Annotated in this window: 11 protein-coding genes; 10 read left to right on the top strand and 1 reads right to left on the bottom strand. The window is 34.7% G+C overall.

Going from position 1 to position 14,676, the window contains the following annotated elements:
- The first annotated feature begins 587 nt into the window (after positions 1 to 587).
- Entirely contained in the window at positions 588 to 962 is a 375-nt protein-coding gene (locus ACQY44_RS09580; protein WP_428230143.1) for a hypothetical protein, read from the top strand.
- 504 nt (positions 963 to 1,466) lie between these two features.
- On the opposite strand, the gene ACQY44_RS09575 is transcribed toward ACQY44_RS09580, so the two are convergent.
- Positions 1,467 to 1,856 carry an SPOR domain-containing protein gene (locus ACQY44_RS09575; RefSeq protein ID WP_428230142.1) on the bottom strand — a complete coding sequence of 130 codons (390 nt, stop codon included), beginning with the start codon at positions 1,854 to 1,856 and terminating at the stop codon, positions 1,467 to 1,469.
- A 219-nt stretch (positions 1,857 to 2,075) separates the two neighbouring features.
- On the opposite strand from ACQY44_RS09575, the gene ACQY44_RS09570 reads away from it, so the two are divergent.
- From ACQY44_RS09570 to ruvB, 9 genes are all read left to right on the top strand, one after another.
- Complete coding sequence (locus tag ACQY44_RS09570; RefSeq protein WP_428230141.1) at positions 2,076 to 3,407, top strand: cytochrome c3 family protein; 1,332 nt, start codon at positions 2,076 to 2,078, stop codon at positions 3,405 to 3,407.
- Positions 3,408 to 3,439: 32 nt separating this feature from the next.
- The gene (locus tag ACQY44_RS09565) at positions 3,440 to 6,505 is read left to right on the top strand and encodes a TAT-variant-translocated molybdopterin oxidoreductase (protein WP_428230140.1); all 3,066 of its coding nucleotides are present in this window, start codon (positions 3,440 to 3,442) and stop codon (positions 6,503 to 6,505) included.
- 35 nt (positions 6,506 to 6,540) lie between these two features.
- Complete coding sequence (gene nrfD / locus ACQY44_RS09560; RefSeq protein ID WP_132031653.1) at positions 6,541 to 7,941, top strand: NrfD/PsrC family molybdoenzyme membrane anchor subunit; 1,401 nt, start codon at positions 6,541 to 6,543, stop codon at positions 7,939 to 7,941.
- Complete coding sequence (locus tag ACQY44_RS09555) at positions 7,934 to 8,458, top strand: DUF3341 domain-containing protein (RefSeq protein WP_056245298.1); 525 nt, start codon at positions 7,934 to 7,936, stop codon at positions 8,456 to 8,458. Before nrfD ends, ACQY44_RS09555 begins: the two co-directional genes overlap by 8 nt.
- 8 nt (positions 8,459 to 8,466) lie before the next feature.
- The gene (locus tag ACQY44_RS09550; RefSeq protein ID WP_395357657.1) at positions 8,467 to 9,012 is read left to right on the top strand and encodes a c-type cytochrome; all 546 of its coding nucleotides are present in this window, start codon (positions 8,467 to 8,469) and stop codon (positions 9,010 to 9,012) included.
- A 27-nt stretch (positions 9,013 to 9,039) separates the two neighbouring features.
- Complete coding sequence (locus ACQY44_RS09545; protein WP_428230139.1) at positions 9,040 to 10,434, top strand: quinol:cytochrome C oxidoreductase; 1,395 nt, start codon at positions 9,040 to 9,042, stop codon at positions 10,432 to 10,434.
- Positions 10,435 to 10,453: 19 nt separating this feature from the next.
- Positions 10,454 to 11,638, top strand: coding sequence for a cytochrome c oxidase subunit II (locus ACQY44_RS09540; RefSeq protein WP_428230138.1), 1,185 nt, complete (start codon positions 10,454 to 10,456; stop codon positions 11,636 to 11,638).
- A gap of 31 nt (positions 11,639 to 11,669) precedes the next feature.
- Positions 11,670 to 13,472: a cytochrome c oxidase subunit I gene (locus ACQY44_RS09535; RefSeq protein WP_155101208.1), complete on the top strand. Its 1,803-nt coding sequence runs from the start codon at positions 11,670 to 11,672 to the stop codon at positions 13,470 to 13,472.
- Between the two features lie 181 nt (positions 13,473 to 13,653).
- On the top strand, positions 13,654 to 14,676 hold the full coding sequence (ruvB, locus tag ACQY44_RS09530) for a Holliday junction branch migration DNA helicase RuvB (RefSeq protein WP_072954312.1): 1,023 nt from the start codon (positions 13,654 to 13,656) through the stop codon (positions 14,674 to 14,676).

Genomic DNA, 14,676 nt, shown 5'->3' with positions numbered 1-14,676 from the left:
ATAATTTTTTGCTATAAATTCTAATAATTGACTTGATATAATTTGTAATATGAAACGGAAATGAGGAGCAGGGAGTATGGCTGATTAGATGATTATTTATTCTTTTGTGTGATTGTTGGCTTTTTAGAATAATAGTTTTGTCAGTGTATATTTCTGTGAAAAATGTTTTTTTATTGGTGGCAAGTTATGAAGGATGTTTTAAGTTTTGATTAACTGATTGGGTTGAGTAATGAGAAGGAGTTGTTTTGTAGAATGATGATATGATGGAGATAAAAATACTTTGTATTATTGGTGCACTTGTAAATAATGGTTTTAAGTTTAGTAATGGTGTGCAGCAATTTGCAAACGTTGAACAGTTTTAGTAAAATAATAGCTGGTTTGTTACATGGATATTTATTTGAAGAAATAAAGCCAAACGGCTTAGTGTTGTTGTCGTTGCTCCTACGAATACTTCTAAGGCATTTGAATTAGATTTAGGGTATGTGTCAAAGGCTTTAAGGTCTAAGGATGGTAATTGGTTTATGCAGCCTTTAAGTGATGAGGATTTGTCTTTTCGGGCTGCGTTTAATCTTTTGAAGGTGTTTTAGGTGTTGAAATTAGTGGTAATTGCAGATCCTGGATTGTTTGCTTATGCTTCTAAAATTATTATAAGCGTGAGCGAATCTTTTTTGGGTAATCATGCAAGAATATGTACTACAGAGCAAGGAGTACTGCGTAAGGTTGGTTCTTTTCTGTCTGGTTATGCAGCTGTTGGCTCAGCTTGGCTGTTAGTTTTTAGTGAAATTTTCCCTGGTAAAGAAGAGGTTATTGTGAAGTGTGTGCATGACCTTGATGAAAGTCGCATTATTGGTAATGTGCATTGGTGTAGCTATGGAGATATGGGTGAGGTCGTGGGGAAAGCCACTGTGGGATGTTTTTGTAATAACCGCGTTTTTCAAATGAATTTGGTAGAATATAAGTAGAGGTTTTAAGTGTCTGAATGAAATTGTACAAGAATAGAGTGATAGATTTTGATTTAAGATGGAGGTAAAATTGCTTTTTGTTTCTGTTCTGATGCATAGGAGGGAAATGAATGTTTGAAATTTAGGATTTTGTTTTAGGTGATTTTTCATCAGCTGTAGGTTTTAGAATCAATTTCGTTAAGAATTTACTTGTTCCCACAATAGTGTAGTGTTAATTCGGGTGTTGTGCTATGTAATTATTATAAGATTGTCTGAAGAATATCTTTTAGATTCTGATGGTTTTCTGCTGTGATAGAAATGATGTTCAAGAGCTGAAGATTCTGAAATTTGTTCAATTATTCGATTGTGATCATTGAATGGCCTGTGTTGGGAAATTTGATTTACAAAGTTTGGAAGTAGGTTATTTAGTGTTTTTTGGAGCTTAAATAATTTGAAATCCGCATTTTGCGTATAAAAAAAAGCGAGATTTTGGTCTCGCTTTTTTGTTTTATTTTAGAATATAATTTACTTCCCTGGTTTAATTAAAAAGACACTTTTGTATCTTTTTTTTATCTCCGCTAAATTGTGTTCTGCTTCTATTCTGGTTCTGAAATTTCCAACCATTACTTTGTAGTTGGGTGTATTGAAAATTATTGTTCCGTCAATAGTAGAGAATTCTCTTTTGAAATCAGATAAGGTTTTTTTTGCTTCTTCACTTTTACCACTAAAAATTTGAATTTTATAAGTATCATTTGTATTTATTGACGTGTTAATTTTGCGTTTCTCGTTCAGTAACTGCTCAAATTTAGGGTCTTGATTTAGGATTAAATTTTGATCTTGAGCATGGATATTATATGCTAAAGTGAACATTGTTAATGTTAAGAAAACTCTTTTCGAAGGGGCTAAAATTCTCATAATGTGATGTTTTTTATGCAAAAATAGTATTTAAAGTTTGTGTGGAAAATTTTAATATTATTTAGAATTAGTATAAATTGATATTTAAGAGTATTTTAAGGTTTTGAGAATAGTTCATAAGTCGTATTTTTGTGCAAGTTTTAAAAGAAGGTATTAATTTTTTGTTGGTTTAGTACAGAAAAAATCATACCAAAAATTAGTAGATAATTATTATACTATATGAAAAAGGTGGGTAACCATAATTCGATCTCAAGAAAATTACTATTTAGCTTATCGCTAACGTTAATTTTCTCCCTAACTTCATTTGCTCAAGATGCTGCTGCTCCTGCGGCGCCTGAAGCTGCTGCTCCGGCTGCTGCTGCAGGTGGTGATCCAGTAAAAGGGAAAGAACTTTTTAATGCAAATTGCGCTGCATGTCACAAATTAGATGCCAAATCAACTGGCCCAGCTCTTAGAGGAGTTGCTGCCAAACATGAGATGGCGTGGATCTACAAATGGGTTCACAACAGTTCTGAAGTGATTAAATCAGGAGATCCTGTTGCAGTTAAGTTATTTGAAGAAAATAATAAGTCAGTAATGACTTCTTTTCCTCAATTATCTACAGGTGATATTGATAATATTATCGCTTATACTTCTGAAGTAAAAGCTGAGCCTGCTGCTGGCGGACCTGGTTCTGCTGCTCCTCCGGGAACTAATGTTGAAGGTGGTGGTATTTCTAATAACATCATTTTAGGAGCTCTTGCTCTTGTTATGGCTATTTTGGTTGTTATGTTATTCATGGTGAATAAGGTTTTAACTAAAGTTGCTAGTAATAATGGTATTGTAGTTGCTCCTAAAGAAGCTAGGACTCCAATCTGGAAAGCTTTTGCAAGAAACCAGTTTTTAGTATTGGTTACTTCTATATTCTTGCTTTTGGCAAGTGGTTATTTTGTGTATGCTTTCTTAATGCAAGTTGGTGTTGATCAAAATTATGAGCCAATTCAGCCAATTCACTATTCTCATAAAATCCATGCCGGAGATAATGAGATCAATTGTAAATATTGTCACTCTGCTGCTCGTGTGAGTAAAAATGCTGGTATTCCTTCTTTGAATGTTTGTATGAACTGTCATAAAAATATTTCTGAAGTTGCTGAAACTACCGCTACTCCTGAGTACAGCAAAGCGTTTTACGATGCTCAAATCCAAAAATTGTATGATGCTGTTGGTTGGGATAAAGCTAAACAAGCTTATACTGGAAAAACGCAACCTGTAAAATGGGTACGTATTCATAATCTTCCTGATTTTGTTTACTTTAATCACTCTCAACACGTTACTGTTGCGGGTGTTGAATGTCAAACTTGTCACGGTCCAGTGCAGGAATTTGAGATCATGAAGCAATATTCTAAATTAACAATGGGATGGTGTGTTGATTGCCATAGAAAAACTGATGTTAAGATGGAAGGAAATGCTTACTATGATAAAATTCATGCTGAACTTTCTAAAAAATACGGTGTAGAGAAATTGACTGCAGCGCAAATGGGAGGTTTAGAATGCGGTAAATGCCACTATTAATCGAATTATTAAGATTTTAATATTTATATACAATGTCATCAAACAAAAAATACTGGAAAAGTGTTGAAGAACTAGAGAATAGTTCTATTGTTGAGGCGCTTAGAAATAACGAATTTGTTGAAGAAATTCCTACTGAAGAATTCTTAGGAAATGCAGATGCTTTAGCTTCATCTGGAACTTCACGTCGTGACTTTTTAAAGTACGTAGGATTTAGTACTGCAGCCGTTACTCTTGCTGCCTGCGAAGGTCCTGTTCACAAGTCTATACCATATGTTTTACAACCAGAACAAATCATTCCTGGTGTTGCTGATTATTATGCAACTACTGTTTTTGATGGTTTTGATTTTGCTAACTTATTAGTAAAAACTCGTGAGGGTCGTCCAATTAAAATTGATAACAATACTATTTCTGGAGCTAAGTTTTCAGCCAATGCAAGAATTCATGCGTCTATATTATCATTGTATGATAGTATGCGTTTGAAAGAGCCTAAATTGGATGGAAAAAATAGTAGCTGGTCTGCTGTTGATTTAAGAATTAAATCAAGTCTTGCTGATGCAAAAGCAAAAGGTGGACAAGTGGTATTGTTGACAAATACTTTAGCGAGTCCGTCTACAGAAAAATTAATAGCTGAATTTATTGCTAAAAATCCTAATGCAAAGCATGTTGTTTATGATGCAGTTTCATCATCTGACGCATTAGATGCATTTGAAACAGTTTACGGAGAAAGAGCTCTTGTTGATTATGATTTTTCAAAAGCTTCTTTAATTGTTTCTGTTGGGGCTGATTTCTTAGGAGATTGGCAAGGTGGTGGATATGATGCCGGATATGCACAAGGCAGAATTCCTGCCGGGCCTACCGGATCTAAAAAAATGTCCCGTCATTTTCAATTAGAATCAAACATGACATTGTCTGGAGCTGCTGCTGATAAGCGTATTCCAATGAGTATCGCAAATCAAAAACAAGCTTTAGTTCAAATTTATAATATCATTACAGGCTCTTCTATTGCTGTTTCTTTAGATGCTAAATTTAAAGATGAAGTAGTTAAAGCTGCTCAGCAATTAAAACTTGCTGGTTCAAAAGGAGTTTTAGTTTCCGGTTTAGAAGATAAAAATGCTCAGTTATTAGTTTTAGCTATCAACCAGGTGTTGGCTAGTGAAGCTTTTAGCACTGTCGGAACAAGACAAATTAGAAAAGGTTCTAATGCGGTTGTTTCTCAATTGATAAAAGATATGAACGCAGGAAGTGTCCATACTTTAATCATGAGTGGAATTAATCCTGTATATACGTTAGCTGATTCAGCTTCTTTTGTATCTGGATTGAAAAAAGTACAAACATCAGTTGCATTTTCTTTAAAAGAAGATGAGACTGCATCTGTAGCTACGATTGCTGCTCCGGTACCTCATTATTTAGAGGCTTGGGGAGATGTTGTGATTACAAAAGGAACTTATAGTTTGACTCAGCCAACTATTCGTCCAATATTCAATACAAAACAATTTCAAGACGTTTTATTATCATTAAACGGAACTCCTGGAAATTTCTATGATTATATCAAAGCTAATTCAGCATCGGTAGTTGTAGGTTCTTCTTGGAACAAAGTTTTGCATGATGGTGTTTTTGTTATTGGTTCATCTGCATTGTCTGCTGGATCTGTTGATTATGTTTCTGCTGCAAATGCTGTTGCAAAATCAAAATCTTCGGGCGAATTTGAATTAGTATTGTATACAAAAACAGGTTTGGGTGACGGACAGCAAGCAAACAATCCTTGGTTGCAGGAGTTTCCGGATCCAATTACAAGAGTTTCTTGGGATAATTACCTAACTGTTTCTAATGCTGATGCTAAGAAATATAACTTAACAAATGAAATTGTTGCTAACGGAGGTTTAAACGGAAGTTATGCTACAATTACTACTGTTGATGGTTTAAAACTAGAAAATGTGCCGGTAATTGTTCAGCCAGGACAAGCTGTTGGTACAGTAGGTTTAGCATTAGGATATGGTCGTAAGGCTGCTTTGAAAGAAGAAATGATGGTAGGTTTAAACGCTTACTCTTTATATAAAAATTTCAATAGTGTTCAATCTGTTACTATTGCGAAAGCAAATGGTGTTCATGAGTTTGCTTGTGTTCAGGGACAGAAAACATTAATGGGTAGAGGAGATATTATTAAAGAAACTTCTCTTAAAATCTTTAATTCTGAGGATCCTGAACATTGGAACGAACAACCAATGGTATCTTTAGATCACGAAGAAGTTAAAGCTACAACAGTTGATTTATGGGAATCATTTGATCGTTCTACTGGACATCACTTTAACCTTTCTATTGACTTAAATGCTTGTACAGGTTGTGGAGCATGTGTTATTGCTTGTCATGCTGAAAACAACGTACCGGTTGTAGGTAAAGCAGAGGTAAGAAGAAGTCGTGATATGCACTGGTTGCGTATTGACAGATACTATTCTTCTGAAAGCACTTTTGAAGGTGATAACGAAAGAAAAGAGAATATCGCTGGTTTGTCTAGTTCATTATCTACATTTAATGAAATGGAAAAAGCAGGAGATAATCCACAAGTTTCATTCCAGCCAGTAATGTGTCAACACTGTAATCATGCACCATGTGAAACAGTTTGTCCTGTTGCTGCAACTTCTCACGGTCGTGAAGGTCAAAATCATATGGCATACAACAGATGTGTTGGTACTCGTTATTGTGCAAACAACTGTCCGTATAAAGTACGTCGTTTCAACTGGTTCTTGTATAACAAAAACAGTGAATTTGATTATCACATGAATGATGATTTAGGTCGTATGGTATTAAACCCAGACGTAAATGTTCGTTCTCGTGGAGTTATGGAAAAATGTTCTATGTGTATTCAAATGACACAAGCGACTAAATTGAAAGCGAAAAATGAAGGTCGTCCAGTTGCTGATGGAGAATTCCAAACAGCTTGTTCAAATGCTTGTTCTTCTGGAGCAATGATATTTGGAGATGTTAATGATACTGAAAGCAAAGTAGCTAAATTAGCTGCTGATGATAGATCATATCACTTATTAGAGCATGTAGGAACTAAGCCTAATGTGGTTTACCATGTTAAAGTTAGAAATACTTAGAATAAATTATTAATTAAGAAACAATATAAAGGATTATGTCGTCTCACTACGAAGCACCCATTAGAAAACCTTTAGTTATAGGTGATAAATCTTATCACGATGTAACAGTAGATGTAGCTGCACCTGTTGAGGGTAAAGCAAACAAACATTGGTGGATTGTATTTTCAATCGCATTAACAGCTTTCCTTTGGGGATTAGGCTGTATAATTTACACCGTATCTACCGGTATCGGAACATGGGGATTAAATAAAACAGTTGGTTGGGCTTGGGATATCACGAACTTCGTTTGGTGGGTTGGTATTGGTCACGCCGGAACATTAATTTCTGCGGTACTATTACTCTTCCGTCAGCGTTGGAGAATGGCTATTAACCGTTCTGCTGAAGCAATGACTATCTTTTCGGTAGTTCAGGCAGGTTTATTTCCAATTATTCACATGGGGCGTCCATGGTTAGCATACTGGGTTTTACCTATTCCAAATCAATTTGGATCTTTATGGGTAAATTTTAACTCACCGCTACTTTGGGACGTATTCGCAATTTCTACGTATCTTTCAGTATCATTAGTTTTCTGGTGGACTGGGTTATTACCTGATTTTGCAATGCTACGTGATAGAGCAATAACGCCTTTTAATAAAAGAGTATATTCTATCCTAAGTTTTGGATGGAGTGGTAGAGCAAAAGACTGGCAACGTTTTGAAGAAGTATCTTTAGTTCTTGCAGGTTTAGCTACTCCACTTGTACTTTCTGTACACACAATTGTATCGATGGACTTTGCTACTTCTGTAATTCCAGGATGGCATACAACAATTTTCCCTCCTTACTTCGTTGCTGGAGCGGTATTCTCGGGATTTGCGATGGTAAATACATTGTTGATCATCATGAGAAAAGTTTCTAATCTTGAAGCATATATTACGTTGCAACATATCGAGTTAATGAATATTGTAATCATGATTACAGGTTCTATCGTTGGGGTGGCTTATATCACTGAGTTATTTGTGGCTTGGTATTCAGGTGTAGAATATGAGCAATATGCGTTCCTGAACAGAGCTACCGGACCTTACTGGTGGGCATATTGGTCAATGATGACTTGTAATGTTTTCTCTCCACAATTTATGTGGTTCAAGAAATTAAGAACAAGTATCATGTTTTCATTTATTATTTCGATTGTGGTAAACATCGGAATGTGGTTTGAAAGATTCGTAATTATTGTTACTTCTTTACATAGAGATTACCTTCCATCTTCTTGGACAATGTTTTCACCAACATTTGTTGATATTGGAATTTTCATCGGAACAATTGGTTTCTTCTTTGTATTGTTTTTATTATACTCCAGAACATTCCCTGTAATTGCTCAGGCAGAGGTAAAAACAATTTTGAAAGGAACAGGAGATAATTACATTAGAGAAAGAGCAAATAAAGATTCACATCATGAGTAATAAAGTAATATACGCCATTTATAATGACGATGATATTTTGATGGATGCAGTAAAGAAAACCAGAGCTGCTCATCATCATATTGAAGAAGTTTTTACTCCATTCCCAGTTCACGGATTGGATAAAGCTATGGGTTTAGCACCAACAAGATTAGCAATTTGTGCTTTTTTATACGGATGTGTTGGTATTTCTGTTGCAACAACCATGATGAGTTATATTATGATTCATGATTGGCCACAAGATATTGGAGGTAAACCAAGTTTTAGCTTCATTCAGAACATGCCTGCATTTGTTCCGATTATGTTTGAAATGACAGTATTTTTTGCTGCTCACTTAATGGTTATTACTTTTTATATGAGAAGTAGATTATGGCCATTCAAACAAGCGGAGAATCCTGATGTAAGAACAACAGATGACCATTTTTTAATGGAAGTTGCTGTAAATGATAACGAAGCAGAATTAGTTTCTTTTTTCGAAGGAACAGGAGCTGTTGAAGTTAAAGTAATTGAAAAGAATTAATTGTAGCTATGAAAAGGATATATAAAATAACACTTTTAGTTGGTATAACTATTTTAGTTTCATCTTGCCACAATAATTCGGCACCAAACTATCAGTATTTCCCTAATATGTATGAGTCTGTAGGTTATGAAACCTATTCAGAAGCAAAAATATTTAAAGGTGGAAAAGAAGGACAGCTTCCTGCAGAAGGAAGTATCAATAGAGGTTTTGAACCTTATGAATATGAAAATTCAACCGCTGGTTATGAATTGGCTAAAGCTAATTTAAAATCACCTTTGGATTCTATCGAAAGAAATTCCGGAAAAGGAAAAGAACTTTTCGAAATTTACTGTATCAGTTGTCATGGTGCAACTGGAAACGGTAAAGGTAAATTGGTTGAAAGAGAAAAATTTCTTGGAGTACCTAGCTATAAAGACAGAGTAATTACTGAAGGAAGTATCTTTCATGTTGAAACTTATGGTTTAAATGCAATGGGTTCACATGCAAATCAATTAAGTGCCCACGAACGTTGGTTAGTTGCTGACTATGTTCTAAAACTAAAAAGCCAATTATAATTGTTGAACAAACTGATCGTAATAGATATGTATACATTTTCAAGTAAATTAAAAACTCTTTCTATCATTCTAATGGCCCTTGGTATATTAGGAATTGGATATGGTTTTTTAACTGCTCCTAAAGATATTCAAGAAGTTGAAAAAATTCTAGCTGCAGATGCACATGGATCTCATGGTGCTGCGCATGAAGCAACAGCAGAAACTTCACATCAAGAAGCTGGACATCATGAAGCTGCTGAAGCTTCACATGAATCGCACAACGGTGGTGAGCATGCAAAAGTTAACGCTACTGATGAGCACGAAAAACATTTAACACATGTATTGCACCAATTGCAAAATAAGCCTTGGTCAGCTTTATATGTTGCTTGTATTTTCTTTTTACTACTTTCTATGGGAACTTTAGCATTTTATGCTATTCAACAAGTTGCTCAGGCAGGTTGGTCTCCGGTTTTGTTTAGAGTTATGCAAGGAATCACGGCTTATTTGCCTGTTGGTTCTATCATTTTCTTTATTATATTAATTCTTTGCGGATTACACTTTAATCACATATTTGTATGGTTAGGTGAAGGAGTTACAGACCCAAAAAATCCAAACTATGATGCAATAATTGCTGGTAAAGCGGGTTATTTAAACTTTACTTTCTGGATTATTAGAGCTGCTATCTTTTTAGTAGGATGGAACTTATATCGTTACCAATCCAGAAAAAATTGTTTAGCTCAGGACGAAGCTAATGATGATCTATATTACAAAAAGAACTTCAAGTTAACTGCTGGATTCTTAGTATTCTTTATTGTTTCTGAGTCTATCATGTCTTGGGATTGGATTATGTCAATTGATCCACACTGGTTTAGTACATTGTTCGGATGGTATGTATTTGCTTCTTTCTTTGTAAGTGGTATTACTGCAATTGCATTGGTTACTGTATACTTAAAATCTAAAGGATATTTAGAATATGTAAATACAAGTCATATTCACGATTTAGCTAAATTTATGTTTGGTATTAGTGTTTTCTGGACTTATTTATGGTTCTCTCAATTCATGTTGATCTGGTACGCTAATATTCCTGAAGAAGTTACGTATTTCGTAACAAGAATTCAATTATACAATTTGCCATTCTTTGGTGCTGTTGTTATGAACTTTGTGTTTCCGTTATTAATATTAATCAACACAGATTTCAAACGTCTTAGCTGGGTTATTGTAATGGCTGGTGTTGTTATCTTACTAGGTCACTATATAGATTTCTTTAATATGATTATGCCTGGTACAGTTGGAGATAAATGGTTTATTGGAGTTCCTGAAATTGCATCTATACTTTTCTTCTTAGGTTTGTTTATTTTTGTTGTATTTACTGCATTAACTAAATCTCCTTTGTTAGCAAAAAGAAATCCTTTCATTGAAGAAAGTAAACATTTTCATTATTAATATTTAAAGAAGTAAACAGATGACAAGTTTGTTGGTAATTGTAGTTTTAGTTTTATTAGCAATTGCATTGTGGCAATTGACCAAGATATTTGATCTTACTCAAGTGGGATCTTCTTCGGACGATTCTCAAGTGGCATCAGATAATGATAATAATATTCAAGGATATATTATGTTCGGCTTTTTAGCTTTCATTTATATATTTACGATTTACGGTTTACTAAAATGGGGTAATTTAGCACTTCATACTCCTGCTTCAGAGCATGGTCTTTTAGTAGATAATTTGATGAATATTACTTGGGTTTTAATTTTTGTAGTTCAATTTATTACACAAGGTTTACTATATTGGTTTTCTTTTAAAAATAGAGGGAATAAAGATAAAAAAGCATTATTCTTTGCTGATAGTAACAAATTAGAGGCACTTTGGAGTATTATTCCATCTGTAGTTTTGGCTTGTTTGATTCTTTACGGATTGTATGCATGGAACAATATTATGTTCGTTGATAAAGACGAAGATGTTATTGAAATCGAATTATATGCACAACAATTCAAATGGACTGCCAGATATGCAGGACAGGATAATGTTTTAGGAAAAGCTAACGTGCGTTTGATAGAAGGTATTAACACTTTAGGTGTTGATATGTCTGATCCTAATGCTCAGGATGATATCGTAGTTTCTGAATTACATATTCCAAAAGGTAAAAAAATACATTTCAAGATGCGTTCTCAGGATGTATTGCACTCAGCTTATATGCCTCACTTTAGAGCGCAAATGAACTGTGTTCCGGGAATGGTTACTGAGTTTGCTTTTATTCCAACTTACACAACATCTGAATACAGAGAGTTACCATTTATGGTAGAGAAAGTTGCAAATATCAATAAGCTTAGAGCTGAAAAAAGTGTTGAGTTGGTTGCGAAAGGCGGAACAGCTTTAGATCCTTATACATTTGATTACTTATTATTATGTAATAAAATTTGTGGAGCTTCTCATTACAACATGCAAATGAAAGTAGTAGTTGATACTCCTGAAGACTATAAAAAATGGTTAAGCGAAAAAACTACTTTAGCTCAGGATATTAAAGCGGCAGCTGCTGCTAAAGCGCCGGCTGAAGGAGCTAAAGCTACTACAGATAGTACAGCTAAAGATACTGTTAAAGCAGTAATTGATACTGTTAAAGCAGCTGTAGCTAAAGTTGCTATGAAATAATATTTATTAAGAAAATTTAAAGTACACATATATGTCAGCAGAAGCGCACGGTCACGATCACGGACACGATCACGAGCACGAACATCATCATAAAGACACGTTCATTACTAAATATATTTTTAGTATTGATCACAAAATGATTGCTAAGCAATATTTAATTACCGGTATCATTATGGGTATTATAGGTATTGCAATGTCCTTGCTTTTTAGAATGCAATTAGCATGGCCAGAAGAGTCTTTTAAGATTTTTAATGTTTTATTAGGAGATAAATTTGCACCTGATGGTGTAATGGCAAATGATATTTATTTAGCTTTAGTTACAATACATGGTACCATAATGGTATTTTTTGTACTGACAGCTGGTTTAAGTGGAACATTTAGTAATTTACTTATTCCGCTTCAAATTGGGGCAAGAGATATGGCTTCCGGATTTATGAATATGATTTCATACTGGTTGTTTTTCTTATCTGCTGTAATTATGCTAAGTTCTTTATTTGTTGAAGCTGGACCAGCTTCTGCAGGTTGGACAATTTATCCTCCATTAAGTGCTTTACCGCAAGCAATTCCAGGTTCTGGAACTGGTATGACTTTATGGTTAGTTTCGATGGCTATCTTTATTGCATCTTCTTTAATGGGATCTTTAAATTACATCGTTACGGTTATCAATTTAAGAACTAAAGGAATGTCTATGACAAGACTTCCACTTACAATCTGGACATTTTTCGTAACGGCTATTATTGGTGTTATTTCGTTCCCTGTATTGTTATCTGCAGCTTTATTATTGATTTTTGACAGAAGTTTTGGTACTTCATTCTTCTTATCTGATATTTATATTGCAGGAGAGGTTTTACATTATCAAGGAGGTTCTCCAGTATTATTCGAACACTTATTCTGGTTTTTAGGACACCCTGAGGTTTATATCGTAATCTTACCAGCGATGGGACTTGTTTCTGAAATTATGGCTACGAACTCTCGTAAACCAATCTTTGGATACAGAGCGATGATCATGTCAGTTCTTGCAATTGCATTTTTATCTACAATTGTTTGGGGTCACCATATGTTTATTTCGGGTATGAATCCTTTCTTAGGATCTGTATTTACTTTTACCACTTTGTTGATTGCAATTCCATCTGCTGTAAAAGCGTTCAACTGGATTACGACTTTATGGAAAGGTAACTTACAATTCAACCCTGCGATGTTATTCTCTATCGGAATGGTTTCTACTTTCATCACTGGAGGTTTAACCGGAATCATCTTAGGAGATAGTACTTTAGATATTAACGTTCACGATACTTACTTCGTAATTGCTCACTTTCACTTAGTAATGGGTATCTCTGCACTTTATGGAATGTTTGCTGGTATCTACCATTGGTTTCCTAAAATGTACGGAAGAATGTTGAATAAAAACTTAGGTTACATTCACTTTTGGGTAACAGCAGTTTGTGCTTACGGAGTTTTCTTCCCAATGCACTTTATTGGATTAGCTGGTTTACCAAGACGTTATTATACAAACACCAACTTCCCATTATTTGATGATTTACAAAATGTGAATGTTTTAATTACAACATTTGCTCTTGTAGGAGGTGCGTTCCAATTAGTATTCCTATACAATTTCTTTAGTAGTATTTTCTACGGTAAGAAAGCAGTTCAGAATCCATGGAGATCTACAACTTTAGAATGGACTACTCCTGTAGAACATATTCACGGTAACTGGCCAGGTGAAATTCCTCATGTATACCGTTGGCCATATGACTATAGTAACCCAAATCATGATGTAGATTTTGTACCGCAAAATGTACCAATGAAAGAAGGTGAAGAAGTTCTACACCACTAAAAATATTTTAAAAGACTGTCCGTGAGGACAGTCTTTTTTTGTTTTGATAAAAGTGTGATTAATTGAAATTTTTTCGATATCCTAAATTTTCAATTATGTTCAGTATTTTATTGTAATTAAGCATTTTTTTATTTGGGATTTATCTATTTTACAAACTGATTACTTTGCCTATCTTTGTAAAATGAATGAGAACCTAGATCCCACTACAAATGGGTACAATCCAGAAGAATTAGATCTTGAAAAAAGATTACGTCCGCTGTCATTTGATGATTTTGCCGGGCAAGATCAGGTTTTAGAGAACTTAAAAGTTTTTGTTGCCGCAGCCAATCAGCGAGGTGAAGCTCTTGATCATACTCTTTTTCATGGTCCTCCCGGATTAGGAAAAACGACTTTGGCTAATATTCTGGCTAATGAACTTGAAGTTGGAATTAAAATTACGTCTGGTCCTGTTTTAGATAAACCCGGAGATTTAGCTGGTTTATTGACCAATCTTGACGAAAGAGATGTTTTATTCATTGATGAGATTCATCGTCTAAGCCCAATTGTCGAGGAGTATTTATATTCAGCTATGGAAGATTTTAAAATTGATATTATGATCGAGTCAGGCCCAAATGCCAGAACAGTACAAATCAATTTAAATCCTTTTACCTTAATTGGGGCAACAACCCGTTCAGGATTATTAACCGCACCAATGCGTGCCCGTTTCGGAATTTCATCACGTTTACAATATTACACTACTGAACTTTTGACGAGTATTGTCGAAAGAAGTTCTTCTATACTTAGAATGCCTATTTCATTAGATGCTGCTATCGAAATCGCTGGTAGAAGTCGTGGTACACCTCGTATTGCTAACGCGTTGTTGCGAAGAGTACGAGATTTTGCACAAATAAAAGGAAATGGAACTATTGATCTTGAAATTGCGCGATATGCCTTAAAAGCACTTAATGTAGATGCACATGGTCTCGACGAAATGGATAACAAAATCTTGTTGACCATTATCAATAAGTTCAAAGGTGGACCTGTGGGACTTTCGACCTTAGCAACCGCTGTCTCTGAAAGTAGCGAAACTATCGAAGAAGTTTACGAACCTTTTCTCATTCAGGAAGGATTTATTATGCGAACTCCAAGAGGAAGGGAAGTTACCGATAAAGCGTATAAACATTTAGGTAAAATAAATACGAACATTCAGGGCGGACTATTTTAA

The organism is Flavobacterium sp., assembly GCF_965277525.1.
Classification (GTDB): Bacteria; Bacteroidota; Bacteroidia; order Flavobacteriales; family Flavobacteriaceae; genus Flavobacterium.
This window is presented reverse-complemented; position numbering and strand designations above follow the sequence as displayed.